The organism is Micromonospora sp. PLK6-60 (assembly GCF_019890675.1).
Taxonomy (GTDB): Bacteria; Actinomycetota; Actinomycetes; order Mycobacteriales; family Micromonosporaceae; genus Micromonospora.
Genome location: NZ_JAIOAA010000002.1, coordinates 447,544 through 468,017, shown reverse-complemented (window position 1 = coordinate 468,017; position 20,474 = coordinate 447,544). Strand labels below are relative to the sequence as shown.

Below are 20,474 nucleotides of genomic sequence, written 5' to 3'. Positions count from 1 at the left end.
TGACCCGCTTCCCCGACCGGATCCGCCGGGCCCGGCTCACCGTGGCCGGGTTGGTCGCCGCGGCGCTGGTCGCCGCCGGCTGCACCCTGCCGGCGTTCGCGCCGCGCACGGAGGGCGCGGGCGGGGCCGCCGCGCCGGGCAACGCGCCGACCTGGCGGCCCTGCCCGGAGATCCCCGACGAGCTGGTCGGCCGGGGCGCGGCCGGCATGCGCTACGACTGCGCCACGATCGCCGTCCCGCGCGACTGGGGTTCCGGCACCGGCGCCACCGGCGGCCCGGGCACCGGCGAGACGTTCGAGATCGCCCTGCTGCGGGCCCGGTCGACGAAGCAGCGGGACCGGCTCGGCTCACTGGTCATCAACCCGGGCGGCCCGGGCGGTTCCGGCGTCGACACCGCGGTCTACCTCTCCTTCGGCCCCACCTTCGGTGGCCTCCCCACCTCGGTGACCGACCGGTTCGACATCGTCGGCTTCGACCCGCGCGGGGTGTCCCGGTCCAGCCCGGTGAAGTGCATCTCCGACGTCGACCTGGACGCCAGCTTCGGCTACGACCCCGACCCGGCGGACCAGGCGTCCTTCGACGGCTTCGTCGCGTTGAACCGTCGGATCGGCAAGGGCTGCGGCGACAAGTACGGTGACCAGCTCCCGCTCTACGGCACCGAGCAGGCCGCCCGGGACATGGACGCGGTCCGCGCCGCCGTGGGCGACGAGAAGCTCACCTACCTGGGCTACTCCTACGGCACCCTGCTCGGCGCCACCTACGCCCAGCTCTATCCGAACCGGGTCCGGGCGCTGGTGCTCGACGGCGCGGTGGATCCGCAGCAGAAGCTGATCGCGGGCTCGGAGAGCCAGGCCCGGGGCTTCGAGCGGGCGTTCGACAACTTCGACCGGTGGTGCGCGGCGAACGCCGGTCGCTGCCCGATCGCGCCCGACGCCCGGGCCGCGGTCACCACGGCCATCGACAAGGCGAAGGTCTCCCCGGTGCGGGGCGCCGACGGCCGGGAGGCCACCTCCGGCTGGGTGTTCTACGCGGTGATCTCCTCCCTCTACACCGAGTCCGGGTGGCAGGAGCTGGCCCGGGCCATCGACAAGCTGGCGGCCGGCGACCCGGCCGAGGTGTTCAAACTCGCCGACGCGTACGCCGGGCGCGGGCCGGACGGCCACTACACCAACCTGTTCGACGCCAACCTGGCGGTGAACTGCGCCGACGAGACGGAGAAGCCCACCCTGGAGCGGATCCGCCAGTTGCAGTCGCAGTGGCGCGCGACATACCCGCTGTTCGGACCCGCGCTGGCGGTGGGGATGCTGGGCTGCGCCGAGTGGCCGGGCCAGCGCGACCCGTACCCGACCGGCAAGGCGGTCGGCGCGCCGCCGATCCTGGTGGTGGGCACCACCGGTGACCCGGCGACGCCCTACGAGCAGACCCCGGCGCTGGCCTCGATGCTCGGGGTGGGGCGGGTGCTCACCTGGGAGGGCGAGGGGCACACGGCCTACCCGCAGACCAGTTGCATCACCGACGCGGTCGACGCCTACCTGATCTCGTTGACCGTGCCGCGCGACGGGCTGCGCTGCCCGGCCCGCTGACGGCGGCGCCGGGGCGGACCGCCGGCGGGCGGGCCAGCGGCATCGCCGGCAGGTCAGCGGCATACCCGGCCAGGCCAGCGGCATCTTCGGCAGGCCGGCAGGCCAGCGGCATCTTCGGCAGGTCGGCGGCATACCCGGCAGGCCGGCGGCATCGCTGCACGTCGGTGTGTCAGGCTGCCGCGATGACCGATGTGACCCTCCGCGAGGCGGTCCGGGCCGATCTGCCCGCCGTCCTCGCCCTGCTCGCCGACGACGTGCTGGGCAAGGCCCGCGACTTCACCGAGGTCGACGAGGCGTACGAGCGGGCGTTCGCGGACATCAGCGCCGACGCCCGTAACCAACTGATCGTCGCCGACCGGGGCGGGGAACTGGTCGGGTGCATGCAGATCACGTACATCCCGGGGTTGGGCCGGCACGGCGCCGAGCGGTCCCTGATCGAGTCGGTGCGGGTCCGGTCCGACCTGCGCGGCCAGGGCCTGGGCCGGCGGATGATGGCCTGGGCCGTCGCCGAGGCGCGGCGGCGCGGCTGCGGGTTGGTGCAGCTCACCACCGACAAGACCCGCACCGACGCGCACCGCTTCTATCGCGACCTCGGCTTCGTGGCCAGCCACGAGGGGATGAAGCTGGCGCTCTGACGGTCGGGCCAGAACCGGCGTCACGGTGGCGGGCCGGTCGGCCCGATGTGCGGCGTGTCGCGCTGTAAAACGGGCCCGATGGCCCGGTTGCGGCCTGTCGCGGGCGCCTTCGGCACGGACGGAACACCCACTCAGCGCGTGCGGAACGCCCGACTCGGCGCGTGCGGGCCCTTCGGCGCCCGCGGAAGGGCCCCCATGCCGCATGCGGGCCCTTCGGCGGGACGGAAGCGCCGTCTGCGGCGGGCAGGTCCGCCCGATGTGCGGCATGTCGCGGCGTAAGGCGGGCCCGATGGCCCGGTATACGGCGTCTCGCGGAGCGGCTGGCGACCGGGCCGTCGTCGGAGCCCGGCGCCCGGGCGGTCGTCGCTCCCCCGCGCCGGGGAATCGGTTCCCCGGCGGCCGGGAGGGCCGAGGCCGCGCCGCCGGCCAGGCTGGACGGGTCACCTCAGGAGGTCGCCATGTCCGTAGCCACCACGCCCGCCGTCCCCCGGGCCGGGTTCGCGCCCCGCTGGGCGGTCCGCGTCGCCCACCTCATCCCGCTGCTCGTCCTGCCGTCCGGCCTGTGGCGGATCGCCCTGGTCGTCGGGCTGCCGATCGGGGTGAGCGTGCATGGCGTGCCGATCCGCCCCGGGCTGGGCGAGAGCCTCTACATCGTGTCGCTCAGCCTGGTCTCGGAGGGGCTCGCCCTGCTCTCGCTCGGCCTGGTCCGGCCGTGGGGCCAGGTGCTCCCCCACTGGTTGCCGCTGGTCGGCGGCCGGCGGGTGCCGCCGTGGTTCGCGGTCAGCACCGCCACCACGGGCGCCGTCGCGCTCACCCTGATCTGGGGGTACGCCGCCTGGGGCGTCGCCGTCAACGGCAACGACCTGGGCCTCCCCCCGGCCGGCTTCGCCCTCCTGGCCACCTGCTACGCCCCCCTCCTCCTCTGGGGCCCCCTCCTGCTCCTCCTAGCCCTCAACCACCACCACCGCCGCCCCCACCCCCGTTGATCATGAAGTTTGCGTCACGTCACACCCGCGCGGGCGACGCAAACTTCATGATCAACGGGGCTGGCCCGGGGCACGGGGGGTCAGTCGGTGGCTAGGCGGCCGTCGCGGAGGGTTAGGGTGCGGTCGGCCAGTTCGATCAGGGCGGGGTCGTGGGTGGCGACCAAGGCGGTCATGCCCCGGGCGTGCACCACGGCCCGGAGCAGGTCCATGATGGACCGGCCGGTCTCCGAGTCGAGCTGGCCGGTGGGCTCGTCGGCGATCAGCAGGGCCGGTTCGTTGGCCAGCGCCCGGGCCACCGCCACCCGCTGCTGCTGGCCGCCGGACAGCTCGTACGGCCGCTGCTGCGCCTGCCCGCCCAGGCCCACCAGCTCCAGCAGCACCGCCACCCGCTCCTCGCGTTCCGCCGCCGGCACCCGGGCCAGCCGCAGCGGCACGCCCACGTTCTCCGCCGCCGACAGGATCGGCACCAGGCCGAAGGTCTGGAACACGAAGCCGATGGTGCCCCGACGCAACTCCAGCAACTCCCGCTCCGGGGCGCCGCTGACGTCGCGCCCGGCCACCCGCACCTGACCGGAGTCCGGCCGGTCCAGCCCGCCGACCAGGTTGAGCAGGGTGGTCTTGCCGGCACCGGACCGGCCGCGCACCACCACCAGCTCGCCCCGCCGGGCGGTCAGCGAGACGTCCCGCACCGCGTGCACCGCGTGCTCGCCCCGGCCGAAGGTGCGGTTGACCTGCTCGACCTGGACCACGTCGTCGGTCACCGCCGCGCGGCTGTCCCGCACCGCCACCTGCTCGCTCATTCCTCGTCTCCCCGTTCGCGCCGGTCACCCGGCCGGACCTCGACGTGATCCGGTTCCAGGTTCAGCCGGACCCGGTCCCGCAACGACAGCGCCTCGACGAACGGCGCGGGCAGTTGCATCCGCCCGGTCCGGTCGAGCACCGCGTACTCCTCGCTGACCAGCTCGGTGCTGCCGTCCGCGCCGATGCGCGCGGTCCGGCGTACCTCCGAGGCGGTCCGGCCGTCGCGGATCGCGACGGTCCGCCGGACCTGGCCGGCCACGGCGTGGTCGTGGGTGACCACCACGATGGTGACGCCGAGTTCGGCGTTGATGGTGCGCAGCGCGGCGAAGACCTCGGCGCCGGTGGCCTCGTCCAGCTCGCCTGTCGGCTCGTCGGCGAAGAGGATCTCCGGGTCGTTGGCGACCGCCACGGCCACCGCGCAGCGTTGCTGCTCGCCGCCGCTGAGCTGGCTCGGCTTGCGGTCGGCGAGGTGGCCCACGCCGACCAGGTCGAGCAGCTCGCGGGCGCGCTTGCGGCGGGCCCGCCCGCCGCCGCCACGCCGGGCCAGCTTCATCGGCAGCTCCACGTTCTCCAGCGCGGTCAGGTACGGCAGCAGGTTGCGGCCGGTCTGCTGCCAGACGAAGCCGACCACCTCCCGCCGGTAGGCCAGCCGCTTGCGGGCCGACAGCGACAGCAGGTCGTACTCGGCCACCCGGGCGATGCCGGCGGTGGGAGTGTCCAGGCCGGAGAGGATGTTCAGCAGGGTCGACTTGCCGGACCCGGAGGCGCCCACGATCGCCACCAGCTCACCCCGGTCGATGACCAGGTCGAGCCCCTGGAGGGCGAAGACCTCCACCCCCTCGGTCTTGAAGATGCGAACCAGGCCGTCGCAGACGATGTGCCCGCGCAGCCGGTCCTGCCCGCCGGCCCGTTCCGCGGCGCGCTGGGCGGCCCGCTGTTGCAGGGCGGCCAGGTCGGGAACGCCGGCCGCCTCGGCGGTGACTGTCATTCTCCGTTCTCCTCTCCGAGCCGGAGCGCCTCCCCGAGGCGCTGCCGGCGGTTGTTGACGGCCTCGACCGCGACGGCGAAGGCCAGGGCGATCACGGCGAGCAGCACCGCGCCGGCCACCAGCCCGGGTTCGAACGCCGCGGTCACCGGCACGCCGCCGGTGAACGCGGACAGCCCCAGCAGCGGGGTGAGCAGCAGCGGCAGCAGCGCGCCGGTGACCGCGCCGGTCAGCACCGCGACCGCCACCAGCGGCGCCAGCTCCACCAGGAGCAGCCCCCGGCCCTGCCGGCGGGACAGGCCGAGGGTGCGCAGCCGGGACAGCACCTGACCCCGGGTCCGGGCCCCGGCCAGCACGGTGAAGGCGATGGCGAGCAGGCCGAGCACCGTCCCGCCGACGGTGCCCGCGACGAAGCCGAAGGCCAGCAGGCCGTTGGCCCCGCCGGCGCCCAGCTCGGCCCGCTGCGCGGCCCAGGTCCGCACCTGCACGTCCAGCGGCTTGCGGTTGGTGCTCACCGCGCCGCTGGTCTGGTAGCGCCGCTGGCCCTCGTTGCCGATCCGGGCCAGCTCCGCGTCGTCCAGGTCGTCCCCGGCCACCAGGAAACCGGTCGGCACCACCGCGTCCCGCTGCCCGGCGGGCAGCGCCGACCAGGGCAGCACCAGGTACCGGCCGGTGTCGACCAGCGGGAAGTCCGCCGCGGTGGCGGCCACCCGGAACGGCTGCCGCCGCCCCTGCACCGGGACGAACGCGGTGGTCTCCAGTCCGGCGTCGGCGAGGTCCGCCGCCAGCTGCGGGGAGACCACCGCCGGCAGCGGTCCGGCGCCCGCCGGGGCGCGCAGCGCGTCCGGCACCGGCACCCGCACGCCGGCGGCGTCCGCCACCGCCGCGAAACCCGCGCCGTCGAGCACCAGCACCGTGACGTCGCCGAGCCGGGCGTCGGTGCCCTCGGCGTCGGTGGCGAGCCGTTGCCCGCCGCCGAGCGCCAGCGGGGTCACCGCGCGTACGCCGGCCGCCCGTTCCAGCGCCGCCGCCGTGTCCGGGGCGAGCCGGGTGCCGAGGATCGCCGCGTCGGCGGGCACCGCCCGGGTGACCGCCCGGTCCCGGCCGGCCTCGATGCCGGCGGCCACCACCCCGCAGAACGCCGCGGTGGCGATCGCCACCACCACCACGACCAGCGGCGTCGCCACCCCGGACCGGCCGGCGCTGGCGGTGCCCAGGAAGGCCACCGTGCCGCGGGCGCGGGCGGCGAACCGGCTGACCAGGCGCAGCGGCCACGGGTAGAGGCGCAGCGCGACCACCGCCGCGGCCACGGCCAGCAGCACCGGCACCGTGACCAGCAGCGGATCCACGGTGCCCGCCGCCAGCCCGCGCCGGCGCAGCAGCACGGCGGCCAGCACGGCCAGGGCGAGCAGGGACAGCTCCAGGGTGAGCCGGCGGGTGGACGGACGCATCCGCACCAGGTCCCGCCGGCCGTCGCCGCCCGCCGCGACCAGCGCGGCGACCGGCAGCGCGAGGGTGATCGCCACGCCGGCGGCCAGGGCCAGCCCGATCGAGTCGCCCGGCGCGCCGGGCACCAGCGTGCCCAGCAGCCAGCCGGCCGCCGCCGCCACGGGCACCACCAGCAGCGCCTCGGCGAGGCTGCGGGCCGGGCCGGTGGCCCGCCCGCCGCCCCGGGCGCGGAGCAGCGCGAACTCGGCCCGCCGGCGCCGCGCGGCCAGCCCCGCGGCGAGCGCCACCAGGCCGCCGAGGGTGGCCAGCACCCCGGCGGAGATGACCGCGAGCAGGGTACGGGCGGCGTCGACGGTGTCGTCGAAGCGGGTCAGCAGCACGTCGAGGCCCTGGCTGAACTCGGTGCCCGGCGGTGGTTCGCGCTGCACCTGCCGTACCCCGGCGACCAGGTCGTCCAGCTCCTGCACCTTGATCCGGTCGGCACCCACCCGGTAGCGCCAGCTGAACCGGCCGGCCCAGCCCGCCGCGACCAGCCGGTCCACCGGGCCGGCGGCGGTGAGCCCGACCAGCCCGAACGGCCCCGACTCGCCCTGCGGCTCGGACACCTTCAGCGCCTGCGGCAGGCCGTCCCAGGCCCCGTCGGCCGGGTCGCGGGGCGTGAACAGCCCGACCACCGTCACGAAGGACGGGTCCGGGTCCGGCCCCGGGCCGATCCGGTGCAGGGTCAGCCGACTGCCCACCCGCAGGTTCAGCTTGCCGGCGGCCTCGCGCGCCAGCACCACCTCGATCGGGCGGTCCTTCGGCTGGCTGGCGGCCGGCCACCGCCCCTCGGCGAGGTCGGCGGCCTGCTCGGCGCCGGGCATCGCCCGCAGGGTGAGTTCGACCTTGAGGTTGCGGGCGGCCAGGTCCGCCCCCTTGAGTTCGCCGGGGGCGGTGTCGGCCTGGTACCAGCGCTGCGCGATGGCCTGCCGGATCACCGCCGGCATCTTCTCCGGCAGCTCGTCCAGGCGCGCGGCGCGCTGCCCGGTCATCGACACCCCGTCCGCGACGGTGATCGCGTTGCCCGCGTACGTCAGGTCCCGCTGGGCGGCGGGTTGCCGGGTCAGGTAGCGGTCCAGGCCCTCCTGGGCGAGTCGGTTGCCCGTCCGGGGCATTCCGCTGACCAGGAACGCGGTGACCAGGGCGAGCACCGCCAGGAGCAGGAAGTGGCCGCCGAAGGCGCGGACCCGGCGCAGCACCGCGAACAGTCCCATCACGCCACCCCGCCCGGTTCGCCGTCGCGTACGGCCCGACCGCCCGTGTCCATCCGTCCCCTCACCGGTCTCCCCCGATCCGCAGTTGTGCTGCCGCCACCCGCTGCCGGATGCCGAGCGCGATGGCCGCGCTGAACGCGAGCGCGGTCAGCAGCAGCCCGAGCGCGGTGGCGCCGATCGGCGTCCAGGGCAGCGCGAAGGCCGCCTCGGGCACCGGCCGCCCGGCGGCCGGGGTCAGGATCAGCAGCGGCGCCATCGTCGCGCCGACCCCGGTGCCGAGCAGCAGCCCGACGCCCACCCCGATGCCGGCCAGGAACGCCTGCTCGGCCAGGAGCGCCCGGGCCAGCAGCCGGGGGGCCGCGCCCAGGGTGTTCAACACCGCGTACTCGCCGAGCCGGCGGCGGGCGGTGGCCCACACGTCGACCCCCAACCCGACCAGCGCCAGCAGGATCGAGCCGAGTGCCGCGGCCAGCAGGCCGGTGCGCGCCCCCAGCCAGTACGGGTCGCGGGCCGCCGCCTCGGCCACCGCCCGCCGGTCCGCCACCGTCACGCCGGGCAGTTCCGCCGCGGCCGTGGCGGCGGCCGCGTGGTCGCCCGGGGCCGTGGTCAGCCACCACTCCGGGGTCGGCCGTACGGTGCCCCTGGCCCGGATCAGCCAGTCCACGGCGGCCGGCAGGTCCAGCACCATGCCGGCGCCGGCGGCGGTCGGCAGCGCGTCGACCTCGCCGACCACCTGCACCTGCACGGTCGCGCCGGAGAGCGCCACGTCGAGGATGTCCCCCGTACGCAGGCTCAGCGACTCCCGTACCTGCGGGGTGATCAACGCCGGCACCGGCGGGTTCGACCCGCCGGGCACGACGGCGAAGGCGCTCGGCTGCTGGTACGCGAACTGGCCGCCGGGCAGGTAGCCCACCTCCTGCCGGGCGTCGAACCCGGCGGCGTCGCCGCTGACCCGCCCCTCCCCGCCGGCCGCGGTGGTGACCGTGACCCAGTTCCCGTCGAGGCCGACCGGCCGGGCCGCGCCGTCCGCGCCCACGGTCTTCAGGCCGCTGACCTGGAGGTGGTACGCCTGGCCGAGCGAGTCACCGGCGTCGGCGTCGAAGCCGGCCAGCCGGAGCGCGCCGGAGCCGACGTCGGGCAGGTCGACGGTGAACGGCACCGGACCGCCGGCGGACTGCCCGTCCGGCAGCGACAGCCGGTACGCGAGCCCGTCCGCGCCGGTCAGCAGGGCCGCCACCCGCACCGGGTGCGGGCGGATCGGCGCCTCGACCGGGGTGCGGAGGGTGCCGGTGAGCCGCCGGGTGCCCGGTGGCAGTTCGAGACCGGCGGGTGCTCCCCGGGCCCGGGTCAGCCGCTGCCAGAGCGCCGGGACCGGCTCGTCGGCGAGCCGCTCGTCCAGCCGTACCAGGCCGGCGGCCCGGGCGGCGTCGATGGCGACCACGGTGGTGGCCAGGTCGTTCGGGCCGAGCCGCACCTCGTCCCGCCAGGCCGGCGCCGCCTCCCGGGCGCCGTCCAGGGCCCGCAGCTCACCGGCGCGCCCGACCGGCGCGGCGCCGTTGCGCTCGGTCACCCGCAGGTCGGCGCCGACGGTGTGGTCGGCCTGGTCGACGTGGGACCGTTCGCCGGTGGTGACCAGCGACCAGGCCAGGGTGCTGCTGCCCACGGCGAGGGCGAGCAGCAGCACCGGCCCGGCGTGCGGGCGGCGCCCCGCCTGCCACATCCCGAACATGGTGGCGGTCCAGGGCCGCCGGTCGACGAACCGCTCGGCGAACCGGGTGGCCGGGGGCAGCATCCGCAGTGCCACCACCGCGCCGGCCAGCACCCCGATGGTGGGGGCGGCGACCAGCAGCGGGTCCACCCCGAGCCCGCCGCCGGCGCCGGCCAGCGGGCCGGCGTAGCCGCGCAGCTGGGTCCAGGCCAGCACGGCGAGCCCGACCAGGGCCAGGTCGATCCCGGCCCGCTGCACCAGGGCGGAGCGCTCCGGCCGGGACCGGGCCGACATCTCCGCCACGTACGTCCGGGCGGTCCGCAGGGTCGGCACCACCATCGCCACCAGGCAACCGACGGCGGTGGCCAGGGTGACCGCCCAGACCAGGGCGGCGCTGCCGGCGGGCAGGACCGGCCCGCCGCCGGCGGGGCGTACCCAGCGCAGCATCTCGTCGGCGAAGAACGGGGCGAGCAGCACCGCGGGCAGCACCACCAGGGTGGCCTCCCGGGCGGCCAGGCCGGCGAGCTGGCCACGGGCCGCACCCCGGGCGCGCAGCAGGGCGGTCTGGTCCCGGCGGTCCTCGTGCAGCAGCGCGGCGACCAGGAGCAGCGCGTACCCGCCGAGCACCAGGATCAGCAGCAGCGGGGTGAGCAGCGCGGACCGGCCCACCAGGTCGGCCCGGCCGAGCCGGTCGAGCAGCTGGTCCATGCCGGTGACGAGCTGCGCCGAGGAGCCCAACCCGGCGTCGGTGGGCAGCGTCGCGCCGGCCGCCGCCACCGCCTCGCGTACCGGGTCCAGCCGGGCCGGGTCGGCGCGGCCCAGGTCGGGCGTGACCACCCAGGACGCCGACGTGGGCCCCGGGAAGGTCCGCGCGAAGTCGGCCGGGGTGAGCGCGAACGGCCCGTACGAGGTGTCGTTGCCGGCCGTGGCGATCGCCCCCGGGGCCAGCCGCCAGTACGGCGAGGCCGGGTCGCGGGGCCGCCAGGTGCCGGCGACCACCACCTCGCTGGCCTTCTCGGTGCTCCGGTCACGCAGCGGAACCCGCTCGCCGACGGTCAGCCCCAGGGTCGCGGCGACCCGCTCCGGCACGGTCACCTGGGTCGGCGTCGCCCCGTCCACCGGCCAGGCCCCGGCGGTCAGCTCGGCGTGCCCGGCCAGGTCGTCCAGCATGGCGAGGTTGGCGAAGACCGGGTCGTCGCCCTGCCGGACCACGGTGCCCAGGTCACCGGTCAGCTCCCGGCCCGTACCGCCCCGGGAGCCGGCCACCGCGGCCGGCACGCCTCCCACACCCCGGGCGAACCAGTCGCGTACGGCCTGGTCGCGCGCGGTGAACTCGGCCTGGTCCCGACCCCCGGCGCCGCCGATCAGCAGGCTCCGCTCCTCCGCGGGCGACGCGGCCAGCACGCTGAGCTGGCCCGCCTCCACCGCGCGGCGGTTGTAGTCGGACAACCCGGTGACCAGCGCCACCGACACCAGGGCCGCGACCGTCGCGGCGACCAGCAGACCGCGTGCCGCGCGGGCCCGCCTCCACACCAACTTCATCCGACGCCTCCCCGGGCCCGGGTGGGCCGACGCCGAGAGAAAGGCGTGAGGGGGTGGGAAAGGTTCGCGCCCGTTACGTGATCGTTACCCGATGCCGGGAGGGCCGGATTTGGGGCCCGCGCTCAGTCCGTCGCCAGCTCCGGCCGGTGCTCTCTGATCCACTTCTCGACGTCGGACTTCCGCCAGATCTGCCCCATCTTCAGCACCTGATAGGGAGCCGGGAAGTCACGGCGTGAGGCGACCACCGACGCGCGGGCACGGCTTACCCCTCCGAGCAGGTCTCGGATCTCGGCGATGCCCACGAACTCGACCACAGGTTGACGGTAGGTATGTGCGGTTGTCCGATGGCCGTTAACTACGATCGGGGTTGACGATCGCTAACGATGCGGTCAGGATCGTGGGGTGACCAATGGCGGCGTTTCCCCTGCTCCTGACCGCAGCCGCCGGGCCGTCCGGCCGCACCTGCCGATGCGGCCGTTGTGGCTGTGCCGGGTGTGCGCCGGCCCCTGGCCGTGCCAGCCGGCCCGGCTGTTGCTGCTGCTGGAATACCGCCGCGACCGGGTGGGCCTCAGCGTCTACCTGGCCGGCTGCCTCTTCGACGCGGCCGGCGATCTGCTCAAGCTGAACGCCAAGCCCGAGCCGTCCCCGGCGGAACTGTTCGACCGCTTCCTGGCCTGGACGGCCCACCGCGACGACGGCACCCACAACTGACCCCACGACCTGCCGCAGTCGCCACCCGCACCCACGCCCGCTCGCCGTGAATCTTGGCAACTTGTCGTTCCCAGCGAACGACAAGTTTCCAAGATCTCCTCTCGCCGCCGTCGATCATGGAGTTAGCGGTCTCGCAAGAGATCAAACAGGCCGCTAACTCCATGATCGATCAACCGGAGGGCCGGCATGGGGACGGAAGGCGGGAACGGAGGGGCGCGGACAGGGGCCGGCGGAGGGGATGCGGTGGTGACGGCGCGGGGGGTGGGACGAGACGGGTGGGCGGGCCGGAACTCCCCGGGTGTTAACAGGGGGCCCTTCCTCTACCGAATGCGTTAACAGGGGGCCCCGCCTTACACCTCAGCGGGGGCGGTCGCGGTCGCGGGAGGGTTGGACGCGCTTGGGCTCGCCGGGCATCTTCGGGTGGTCCGGCGGATACGGCAGGTCGCCCTGGCCGGCGGCGGCGTCCCGGTCGGCCCACTCCAGCAGCGGGCTGATGTCCCACCCCGCGTGGTCGATGCCGGCGTGCGGGTCGCCCCGCTCGGCCAGCCGGGCCGGCACCGTACGCAGGTCGAAGTCGTCCGGGTCGACGTCGGCCAGCTCGTCCCAGCCGACCGGGGTGGAGACGGTGGCCCGGGCGTTGGCCCGCAGCGAGTACGCGCAGGCGATGGTGCGGTCCCGGGCCATCTGGTTGTAGTCCACGAAGACCCGCTCGCCGCGCTCCTCCTTCCACCAGGCGGTGGTGACCAGGTCGGGCCGGCGGCGTTCCAGCTCCCGGGCCAGCGCGATGGTCGCCCGGCGCACCTCGACGAACGTCCAGCGGGGCTGGATCCGCAGGTAGACGTGCACGCCCCGGCCACCGGAGGTCTTCGGCCAGCCGGGCACCCCCAGCTCGTCGAGGAGGGCGCGCAGCTCGCCGGCGGCGGTGGCCGCGTCGGCGAAGTCGGTGCCGGGCTGCGGGTCGAGATCCACCCGCAGCTCGTCGGGGTGGTCGACGTGGCCGGCCCGGACCGGCCAGGGGTGGAACACGACGGTGCCCATCTGCGCCGCCCAGGCGACGTGCGCCAGGTCGGCCGGGCAGAGCTCGTCGGCGGTGCGGCCGCTGGGGAAGCTGATCGTCGCCGTGCGCACCCAGGGCGGCACGCCCCGGGTCGGCACCCGCTTCTGGAAGAACATCTCCCCCTCGACGCCGTCGGGGAAGCGTTGCAGCGTGGTCGGGCGGTCCCGCAGCGCCCGCATGATCCCGTCGCCGACCGCGAGGTAGTAGTGGAAGACGTCCGCCTTGGTGAAGCCGCGCTGCGGGAAGATCACCCGGTCCGGGCTGCTCAACCGTACGGTCTGCCCGGCCACCTCGATCTGCTCGGCCGCGGCTTTCGTGCCACCCATTGCGCGACCATATGCGATGGCACCGACGCCCGACGTACCGTTGACGGGTGAGTCTTTCCGAGAGCGAACTGCCCACCACCGAGGACGAGTGGCGGGTGCGGCTGAGTCCCGAGGAGTTCCGGGTGCTCCGGCAGGCGGGCACCGAGCGCCCGTGGACCGGCGAGTACGTCGACACCAAGACGCCGGGCGTCTACCACTGCCGGGCGTGCGGGGCGGAGCTGTTCCGCAGCGACGCCAAGTTCGACTCGCACTGCGGTTGGCCGAGCTTCGACGACGCCATCCCGGGCGCGGTCAAGGAGATCCCCGACAACACCCTCGGCATGCGGCGTACGGAGATCCGCTGCGCCCGCTGCGACAGCCACCTCGGGCACGTGTTCGAGGGCGAGGGCTTCACCCCGAAGGACACCCGGCACTGCGTCAACTCGATCTCGATCCGGCTGGAGCCCCGCGAGGCGTGACCGACGGGCCGGGAGCGCCGGCCGGGCCGGGCCTGCGGGGTCAGAGCCGCAGCCGGCTGCCCTGCTCGTCCACCTCGTCGGCGGACTCGTCGTCGAGCCAGACGCCGCCGGTGGCCAGGTAGCGGAAGCGGTACTCGCCCGGCCCCAGCCGGACGGTGACGGTGCGGGTGCCGTCGCGCCGGGCGACCAGCTCGTGCCGGCCGGGCTGCCAGCCGTTGAAGCAGCCCACCACGCTGACCGTGCCGGGCGGGGTGTCCCGGGGCAGGCAGAAGGTGACCCGGGTCTGGCTGCCGAAGAGCTTGTTCCGCTTGATCACGTGGTCCTCCGGGGTTCGCGGGCGGTCACCGGTGCGAGGGCGCTCACCAGGGCTAACGCGCGACACGCCGGGGGCGACTCGCCGTCGAGCCGGACCAGGTTCGCCGGTTCCGGTTGCCGCGGTGTGTCCGTTCCCCGACCCTGGGATGACGGGTCCGTTTTCGGGGGGTTTCAGATGGCAACCTGTGAAGTCTGCGGCAACGACTACTGGATGACGTTCGAGGTCCGCACGGTCAGCGGTGACGTGCACACCTTCGACTCGTTCGAGTGCGCCGCGCACAAGCTCGCGCCGATCTGCGAGCACTGCCAGGTCAAGATCGTCGGCCACGGCGTGGAGGTCAACGGCCGGTTCTTCTGCTGCGGCCACTGCGCCCGCAGCGCGGTGCGCGGCGAGGGCGCCGAGATCCGCGACGCCGTCGGCGCCCGCCCCTCCTGATCCCGCCCCGCCCGTCCCTCGGCGGACGGAGTGGCGGGTCGTAGCATCGGCGGGTGCTGTCGACGAGTTCCGAGGTGCGGGTCGCGGCGTTCGACGAGCTGGACGCCCGCACCTTCCACGACCTGCTGAAGCTGCGCCTCGACGTGTTCGTCGTCGAGCAGGCCTGCCCGTACCCGGAACTCGACGGGCGGGATGTGGAACCCGGCACCCGCCATCTCTGGCTGGCCGGCGAGCGCGGACCGCTGGCGTACCTGCGGGTCCTCGCCGACCCCGACGGCGTGGCCCGGATCGGCCGGGTGGTGGTCGCGCCCGAGGCCCGGCGCGGCGGGCACGCCGGCCGGCTGATGGCCGCGGCGCTGCGGCTGGCCGGCGACCGACCCTGCGTCCTGGAGGCACAGTCCTACCTGGTCGGCTTCTATGCCCGGCACGGTTTCGTCGTCAGCGGGCCGGAATACGTCGAGGACGGCATCCCACACACGCCGATGCATCGACACATCGGCACGTGATCCCGGTGTAACGTCTCCCCGCTGGGGACCGCTTGAATCCCCAGTGACGTCACGCGGAGGGACTACGCAGTGAGATTGACGGGGATTCGCTGGAACCGCTGGACGGCGGCGACAGCCGCCGGCGCCGTGGCCGCCGCCGCGGCGGTGACCGCCACCGTGGTGGCCACCGGCCCGGACGGCACCGACGACGCGGCCCAGTGGGAGCTGGCCAGCGGCCCGGTGACCACCGCCCTGCACACCGTCGAGCTGCCGGCGGACAAGCCGACCGAGGCGGTGCTCCCGCAGCGGCGCACCGACCGGTTCAGCATGCTCGGGCTCACCTGGAAGAACCCGAAGGCCGAGCTGAACGGCACCGTCTCCGTGCGGACCCGCGCGGTCAAGACCGGTTCCTGGTCCGGCTGGAAGCAGCTCAATCTCGACGACCCCAGCGGGGTGGACCCGGGCAGCCCCGAGGACGTGCCCGGCAGGCTGCGCGGCGCCAGCAGTCCGCTCTGGGTCGGCCCCTCCGACGGGGTCGAGGTCCGCGTCCAGGCCGCCTCCGGCAAGGTCAGCGACAAGCTCCCCGCCGGGCTGCGACTGGACCTGATCGACCCCGGCGAGCAGGCCCGGGTGCGCAAACACGCCGCCGGCACCGGCGAGCGCCGGGCGCCGCGGCTGCAGCCGGTGGCGCAGGCGCGGGCGCTGGAGCCGACCGCCGACCCGGACCCCACCGAGACGCCCACCACCGATCCGACGCCCGCCGAGCCGGACCCCACCGAGCCGGCACCCACCGCGACCGCCGAGCCAGCCCCGACCGCCACCGCGCCGGCCCCCGCGCCGACCACCGCGCCCGCCCCGGCCCCCACCGCCACGACCACGGCGCCGGCACCGGCGACCACCAAGCCGCTGCCCCGGGCGACCGCCACGGCGGCCGCGGCCGGCACCACCGCAGCCAGCACCGTCCCGGCCCCGACGCTGCTCAACCGGGCGCAGTGGGGAGCGGACGAGACGCTGGTCAAGAACCCCCCGGACTACGGCACCGAGGTCCGGGGGTTCTGGGTGCACCACACCGCGACCGGCAACGACTACAACTGCGCCGACTCGGCCGCCATCGTCCGGGCCATCTTCGCCACCGACGTGAAGAGCGACGGCTACAACGACATCGGCTACAACTTCCTGGTCGACAAGTGCGGCACCATCTACGAGGGACGCAAGGGCGGCATCGACAAGCCGGTGGTCGGCGCGCAGACCAAGGGTTTCAACACGGACTACTCGTCGATCGCGGTGATCGGCACCTTCACCACCTCGGGTGTCTCGGAGACCGTGCAGAACGCGATCGCGCACGTCGCCGCGTACAAGCTCGGTCCGTACGGCTACGACGCGGCCGGGTCGTTCACCACCACCGCCGTCATCGACAACAACAAGTTCAAGGCCGGGCAGTCGGTCACGTTGAACCGCGTCCCCGGCCACCGCGACGGTGACGCCACCGTGTGCCCGGGCGACAGCCTCTACAACCAGCTGCCCACCATCCGCACCAAGGCCGCCCGGATCACCGGCCTGAAGGTGACCAGCCTGAACGCCTCGCTGAACGGCGGCACCTACTTCACCCGGCACCCGACGGTCACGGTGAACTGGACGGTGACCACGGCGTCGGCGCTGATCAACCGGTTCGAGGTGCTGCTCGACGGCCAGATCGCCGGGACCGTCCCGGGCACCGCCCGCAGCGGCAGCGCCCGCGTCACCCCCGGCCCGCACACCCTTCAGGTACGCGCCGTGCACGTCCTCGGGCACTTCACCACCACGCCCGCGCTGCAACTGTACGGCGACGCCGTCGCGCCGACCTTCACCCAGAACCCGGAGGTGGCGCTGCGCACCGGCACGCTGAGCACCACCGCCACCATGCCGGTGACCGTCACCGCCAAGGCGAACGACAACACCGCCGTGCGGTTCGTGCAGATCCTCAACTCCCCGGCCGAGATGCAGTACGCGCCGAACGGGAGCTGGGCCCGGACGGCCGCGCACAACACCGCCACCACCTGGCAGGTGAAGGCCGCCGACTGGGCCGGCAACGCGCAGACCGTGGCCAGCACCCGCACCGCCGGGCTGACCTCCGAGCGGTCGGCCACCCGCAAGGGCACCTGGAAGGACGTCAGCAGCACCTCCCACCTGGGCGGCCTGGCGACCACCTCGTCGACCAAGGGCTCGTCGCTGAAGTGGACCTTCACCGGCCGGTCGTTCGCCCTCGTCGCCGCCCGCTCGCCGCAGTCCGGGCAGGCGGACATCTACCTCGACGGGGTGAAGGCCGGCACCGTCGACCTGTACGCGGCGAACACCCCGTACCGGCAGGCGGTGTGGACGAAGAGCTGGACCGCCAGCGGCAGCCACACCGTCGAGGTGGTGGTGGTCGGCACCGCCGGCCGCCCGGCCGTCACCGTGGACGGGTTCGCCGTGGTCAAGTGACCCGCTGACCGCACGGTTCGGGCCCCGGAGGAATCCCTCCGGGGCCCGAACCGTAGGCGACGCCGGTCAGACCAGGCAGTTGACGATCTCGGCGACCGAGCGGCGGCGCCCGGTGTAGAACGGGACCTCCTCGCGGACGTGCCGACGGGCGCCGGAGGCGCGCAGGTCCCGCATCAGGTCGACGATGCGGTGCAGCTCGTCGGCCTCGAAGGCGAGCATCCACTCGTAGTCGCCGAGGGCGAACGAGGCGACCGTGTTGGCGCGTACGTCCGGGTAGCCGCGGGCCAGCCGGCCGTGCTCGGCCAGCATCTCCCGCCGCTCGGCGTCGGGCAGCAGATACCACTCGTAGGAGCGGACGAACGGATAGACGCAGAGGTAGCGGCGCGGCTCCTCACCGGCCAGGAACGCCGGGATGTGGCTCTTGTTGAACTCGGCCGGCCGGTGCAGCGCCAGCTGCGACCAGACCGGGGTGAGCGCCCGGCCCAGCGTGGTGCGCCGGAACCGCAGGTACGCGTCCTGCAGCGCGTCGCTGGAGGACGAGTGCCACCAGATCATCACGTCCGCGTCGGCGCGCAGCCCGGACACGTCGTACGTGCCGCGGACGGTGACGTCCTTGCCGGCCAGCTCGTCGAAGAGCGACTCGACCTCGCCGACGACGTTGTCCCGCAGGGACGGCAGCGGTCCGCTGGCCCGGTACACCGACCACATGGTGTAGCGGATGCTGGCGTTCAGCTCCCGCAGCCGGGCCGCGTTGGTCTGCTCGGTCATCTCCCCGATCCTTCCAGTGCTTCGATGATCTCGTCGGCCGCCGTCGCGCCGGAGCGGACGCAGACCGGGATGCCGACGCCGTCGTAGCCGGCGCCGGCCAGGACCAGCGTGGGGTACGCCGCGCGTAGCGCCGTCCGGGCCGCCGCCACCCGGTCCAGGTGGCCCGGGGTGTACTGCGGCAGCGCCCCGCCCCAGCGCTGCACGTGGCCGGCGAGCGGGGCGGGCAACGGCGTGCCGAGCACCCCGGACAGCTCCTTGTGCACGGCCGCCAGCAGGTCGTCGTCGGCGAGCTGGAGCGAGGTCTCCTCGCCGTACCGGCCGACGGAGGCGCGGACCAGGGCCACCCCGTCCGGCTGGGCCAGGTGCCCCCACTTGGTGGTGAAGAACGTCGACGCCTTGATCAGCAGCCCCTCGGTGGCCGGCACCAGGAAACCGGAGAGCCGGGGCAGGTCGGGTGCGGGCAGGGCCAGGGTGACCAGGGCGACGCTGGCGTAGTCGAGCCCGCCGACCCCGGCGGCCACCGCCGGGTCCACCTCGGCGAGCAGCCGGGCCGCCGGCCGGGCCGGCACGGCGAGCAGCACGGCGTCCGCCTCGACCAGCTCGGGGTCCCGGGTGGGTCCCACGGTCAGCCGCCAGCCGTCGGTGGTCCGGGTCAGCTCGCGCACGGTGGCGCCGGTGCGGATGGTCGCGCCGCTGGCCCGGGCCGCCGCCTCGACCAGGGTGCTCAGCCCGCCGGCCAGGGTGCCGAAGACCGGCGCGCCGGGCGTACGCGGGGCGGCGGCCTGCGCGGCGCGGACCGCGCCGACCAGGGTGTGCTCCACCCGGGCCGCCCGCGCCAGGGCCGGCATGGTGGTGGCCAGCGACAGGTCGTCGGCCCGGCCGGCGTAGACGCCGCCGAGCATCGGGTCGACCAGCCGGTCCACCACCTGGTCGCCCAGCCGGGCCCGGACCAGCGCGCCGACCGCCACGTCCTGGTCCGCGCCGAGCAGCGGCCGGCCGCCGTCGCGGTCGGCGTCCGCCGTCGGCGCCGCCACGGTCGCCACCTGCGCCAGATCCCCGGGTACGCCGACCAGGGTGCCGCCGGGCACCGGGCGCAACACGCCGTCGACGGCGAGGGCGGCCTGCCCGACGGTGGGGTGCACGATCTGCTCGGCCAGGCCGAGCCGGCGGGCCAGGGCCACCGCGGCGGACTCGCCGCCGGCCGGGTCACGCATCAGGAACGACTCGGCGCCGAACTCGACAGGTCGGCCGGCCAGCTCGCCGGTGCGCAGCTTGCCGCCGAGCGCGCCGGAACCCTCGTACACGGTGATCTCGGTGCCGGCGGGGGCGGCGTCGCGCAACCGGACCGCGGCGGCCAGCCCGGTGATGCCGCCGCCGACGATCGCGATGCGCCACGGCCGGGCCATGGTCAGCCCCGCTCCGCCGGGCGCGCGGAGACCTCGTGGACCAGCGCGACCACCCGGGTCAGCACGTCCGGGTCGGTCTCCGGCAGCACGCCGTGGCCGAGGTTGAACACGTGCCCGGGGGCGGCCCGGCCCTCGCCGAGGATCCGCCGCACCTCCGCCTCGATCACCGGCCACGGGGCGAACAGCAGCGTCGGGTCGAGGTTGCCCTGCACGGCCTTGTCCGGGCCGATCCGGCGGGTCGCGACGTCCAGCGGGGTACGCCAGTCCACGCCCACCACGTCGGCGCCGGCCTCGCCCATCGCGGCGAGCAGCTCGCCGGTGCCCACCCCGAAGTGGATCCGCGGCACGTCGGCGCCCAGCCCGGCGAGCACCTTCGCCGAGTGCGGCATGACGAAGCGGCGGTAGTCGGCCTCGGAGAGCGCCCCGGCCCACGAGTCGAACAGCTGCACCGCGGACACCCCGGCGGCGACCTGGACCCGGAGGAACTCCAGCGTCACGTCGGCCAGCCGGCCGCAGAGCGCGTGCCACAGCTCCGGGTCGCCGTGCATCAGCGCCTTGGTCTTCGCGTGGGTCCGCGACGGGCCGCCCTCGACCAGGTAGCTGGCCAGGGTGAACGGGGCGCCGGCGAAGCCGATCAGCGGGGTGCCGCCGAGCTCGGCGACGAGCAGCCGGACCGCCTCGTCCACGTACGGGACGTCGTCGCGGCCGATCGGCCGGATCCGCTGCACGTCGGCGGCGGTACGCACCGGCTCGGCGACGACCGGCCCGGTGCCGGGCACGATGTCCAGGTCCACGCCGGCGGCGGCGACCGGGACGACGATGTCGCTGAACAGGATCGCCGCGTCCACCCCGTGCCGGCGGACCGGCTGGAGGGTGATCTCGGTGACCAGCTCGGGGCGGCGGCAGGAGTCCAGCATCGCCACGTTCGCGCGGATCTCGCGGTACTCCGGCAGCGACCGGCCGGCCTGACGCATGAACCAGACCGGGGTGTGCGGGACCGGCTCGCGGCGGCAGGCCCGGACGAAGGGCGAGTTTCGGGCGGCGGCGCCCGTGCTGTCGGTGCTCATCGCGGCCATCGTGCCACGCCCCCTGAGGTGCAAGGAGGGGCCC

The 20,474-nt window shown here is 75.1% G+C and carries 18 protein-coding genes; 8 read left to right on the top strand and 10 right to left on the bottom strand.

The genetic code is table 11. The annotated features are described in order from the left end of the window. The first annotated feature begins 20 nt into the window (after positions 1-20). The 3 genes from K7640_RS05110 to K7640_RS05100 all read left to right on the top strand — a co-directional run bounded on the left by K7640_RS05110 (position 21) and on the right by K7640_RS05100 (position 3,204). Complete coding sequence (locus K7640_RS05110) at positions 21-1,583, top strand: alpha/beta hydrolase (protein WP_374198059.1); 1,563 nt, start codon at positions 21-23, stop codon at positions 1,581-1,583. 182 nt (positions 1,584-1,765) lie between these two features. Next, positions 1,766-2,218, top strand: coding sequence for a GNAT family N-acetyltransferase (locus K7640_RS05105; RefSeq protein WP_222953510.1), 453 nt, complete (start codon positions 1,766-1,768; stop codon positions 2,216-2,218). A 458-nt stretch (positions 2,219-2,676) separates the two neighbouring features. Next, a complete protein-coding gene (locus K7640_RS05100; protein ID WP_222953509.1) occupies positions 2,677-3,204 on the top strand; it encodes a hypothetical protein in 528 nt (175 codons plus the stop codon). A gap of 80 nt (positions 3,205-3,284) precedes the next feature. Here K7640_RS05100 and K7640_RS05095 read toward each other — a convergent pair whose 3' ends face one another. From K7640_RS05095 to K7640_RS05075, 5 genes are all read right to left on the bottom strand, one after another. Beyond that, complete coding sequence (locus K7640_RS05095; RefSeq protein WP_222953508.1) at positions 3,285-4,004, bottom strand: ABC transporter ATP-binding protein; 720 nt, start codon at positions 4,002-4,004, stop codon at positions 3,285-3,287. Then, entirely contained in the window at positions 4,001-4,993 is a 993-nt protein-coding gene (locus K7640_RS05090) for an ABC transporter ATP-binding protein (protein ID WP_222953507.1), read from the bottom strand. The genes K7640_RS05095 and K7640_RS05090 overlap by 4 nt, the downstream gene beginning before the upstream one ends. Next, complete coding sequence (locus tag K7640_RS05085; RefSeq protein ID WP_222953506.1) at positions 4,990-7,692, bottom strand: FtsX-like permease family protein; 2,703 nt, start codon at positions 7,690-7,692, stop codon at positions 4,990-4,992. The genes K7640_RS05090 and K7640_RS05085 overlap by 4 nt, the downstream gene beginning before the upstream one ends. A 61-nt stretch (positions 7,693-7,753) precedes the next feature. Further along, complete coding sequence (locus K7640_RS05080; protein ID WP_222953505.1) at positions 7,754-10,942, bottom strand: FtsX-like permease family protein; 3,189 nt, start codon at positions 10,940-10,942, stop codon at positions 7,754-7,756. Between the two features lie 122 nt (positions 10,943-11,064). Beyond that, positions 11,065-11,256 carry a hypothetical protein gene (locus K7640_RS05075; RefSeq protein ID WP_255608334.1) on the bottom strand — a complete coding sequence of 64 codons (192 nt, stop codon included), beginning with the start codon at positions 11,254-11,256 and terminating at the stop codon, positions 11,065-11,067. A gap of 154 nt (positions 11,257-11,410) precedes the next feature. Here K7640_RS05075 and K7640_RS05070 point away from each other — a divergent pair, with 154 nt between their 5' ends. Beyond that, positions 11,411-11,653, top strand: a complete 243-nt coding sequence (locus tag K7640_RS05070; protein WP_222953504.1) for a hypothetical protein — start codon at positions 11,411-11,413, stop codon at positions 11,651-11,653. Between the two features lie 357 nt (positions 11,654-12,010). On the opposite strand, the gene ligD is transcribed toward K7640_RS05070, so the two are convergent. Further along, a complete protein-coding gene (ligD, locus tag K7640_RS05065; protein ID WP_222953503.1) occupies positions 12,011-13,036 on the bottom strand; it encodes a non-homologous end-joining DNA ligase in 1,026 nt (341 codons plus the stop codon). Between the two features lie 47 nt (positions 13,037-13,083). Between ligD and msrB the strand changes: the two genes are divergently transcribed. Further along, positions 13,084-13,494, top strand: coding sequence for a peptide-methionine (R)-S-oxide reductase MsrB (msrB, locus tag K7640_RS05060; protein ID WP_222953502.1), 411 nt, complete (start codon positions 13,084-13,086; stop codon positions 13,492-13,494). Positions 13,495-13,534: 40 nt separating this feature from the next. On the opposite strand, the gene K7640_RS05055 is transcribed toward msrB, so the two are convergent. After that, on the bottom strand, positions 13,535-13,810 hold the full coding sequence (locus tag K7640_RS05055) for an isoamylase early set domain-containing protein (protein WP_222953501.1): 276 nt from the start codon (positions 13,808-13,810) through the stop codon (positions 13,535-13,537). Between the two features lie 174 nt (positions 13,811-13,984). Between K7640_RS05055 and K7640_RS05050 the strand changes: the two genes are divergently transcribed. The 3 genes from K7640_RS05050 to K7640_RS05040 all read left to right on the top strand — a co-directional run bounded on the left by K7640_RS05050 (position 13,985) and on the right by K7640_RS05040 (position 17,190). Further along, positions 13,985-14,245: a Prokaryotic metallothionein gene (locus K7640_RS05050; RefSeq protein ID WP_222953500.1), complete on the top strand. Its 261-nt coding sequence runs from the start codon at positions 13,985-13,987 to the stop codon at positions 14,243-14,245. Between the two features lie 56 nt (positions 14,246-14,301). Next, entirely contained in the window at positions 14,302-14,751 is a 450-nt protein-coding gene (locus tag K7640_RS05045; RefSeq protein ID WP_222953730.1) for a GNAT family N-acetyltransferase, read from the top strand. 75 nt (positions 14,752-14,826) lie between these two features. Continuing rightward, entirely contained in the window at positions 14,827-17,190 is a 2,364-nt protein-coding gene (locus K7640_RS05040) for an N-acetylmuramoyl-L-alanine amidase (RefSeq protein ID WP_222953499.1), read from the top strand. A 66-nt stretch (positions 17,191-17,256) separates the two neighbouring features. Here the strand turns inward: K7640_RS05040 and hemQ are convergent, their stop codons facing one another. The 3 genes from hemQ to hemE are packed head-to-tail and all read right to left on the bottom strand — an operon-like array spanning position 17,257 to position 20,440. Further along, on the bottom strand, positions 17,257-17,958 hold the full coding sequence (gene hemQ / locus K7640_RS05035) for a hydrogen peroxide-dependent heme synthase (RefSeq protein WP_222953498.1): 702 nt from the start codon (positions 17,956-17,958) through the stop codon (positions 17,257-17,259). Beyond that, positions 17,955-19,364: a protoporphyrinogen oxidase gene (gene hemG, locus K7640_RS05030; protein WP_222953497.1), complete on the bottom strand. Its 1,410-nt coding sequence runs from the start codon at positions 19,362-19,364 to the stop codon at positions 17,955-17,957. Before hemG ends, hemQ begins: the two co-directional genes overlap by 4 nt. Positions 19,365-19,366: 2 nt before the next feature. Continuing rightward, positions 19,367-20,440, bottom strand: coding sequence for a uroporphyrinogen decarboxylase (gene hemE, locus K7640_RS05025; protein ID WP_222953496.1), 1,074 nt, complete (start codon positions 20,438-20,440; stop codon positions 19,367-19,369). Positions 20,441-20,474 lie beyond the last annotated feature (34 nt).

Excerpts from the sequence above, each read along its gene's own strand:
- K7640_RS05105 (WP_222953510.1), top strand. The coding sequence starts at position 1,766 with ATGACCGATGTGACCCTCCGCGAGGCGGTCCGGGCCGATCTGCCCGCC.
- K7640_RS05100 (WP_222953509.1), top strand. The coding sequence starts at position 2,677 with ATGTCCGTAGCCACCACGCCCGCCGTCCCCCGGGCCGGGTTCGCGCCC.
- K7640_RS05095 (WP_222953508.1), bottom strand. The coding sequence starts at position 4,004 with ATGAGCGAGCAGGTGGCGGTGCGGGACAGCCGCGCGGCGGTGACCGAC.
- K7640_RS05090 (WP_222953507.1), bottom strand. The coding sequence starts at position 4,993 with ATGACAGTCACCGCCGAGGCGGCCGGCGTTCCCGACCTGGCCGCCCTG.
- K7640_RS05085 (WP_222953506.1), bottom strand. The coding sequence starts at position 7,692 with ATGGGACTGTTCGCGGTGCTGCGCCGGGTCCGCGCCTTCGGCGGCCAC.
- K7640_RS05080 (WP_222953505.1), bottom strand. The coding sequence starts at position 10,942 with ATGAAGTTGGTGTGGAGGCGGGCCCGCGCGGCACGCGGTCTGCTGGTC.
- K7640_RS05070 (WP_222953504.1), top strand. The coding sequence starts at position 11,411 with ATGCGGCCGTTGTGGCTGTGCCGGGTGTGCGCCGGCCCCTGGCCGTGC.
- ligD (WP_222953503.1), bottom strand. The coding sequence starts at position 13,036 with ATGGGTGGCACGAAAGCCGCGGCCGAGCAGATCGAGGTGGCCGGGCAG.
- K7640_RS05050 (WP_222953500.1), top strand. The coding sequence starts at position 13,985 with ATGGCAACCTGTGAAGTCTGCGGCAACGACTACTGGATGACGTTCGAG.
- hemQ (WP_222953498.1), bottom strand. The coding sequence starts at position 17,958 with ATGACCGAGCAGACCAACGCGGCCCGGCTGCGGGAGCTGAACGCCAGC.
- hemG (WP_222953497.1), bottom strand. The coding sequence starts at position 19,364 with ATGGCCCGGCCGTGGCGCATCGCGATCGTCGGCGGCGGCATCACCGGG.
- hemE (WP_222953496.1), bottom strand. The coding sequence starts at position 20,440 with ATGGCCGCGATGAGCACCGACAGCACGGGCGCCGCCGCCCGAAACTCG.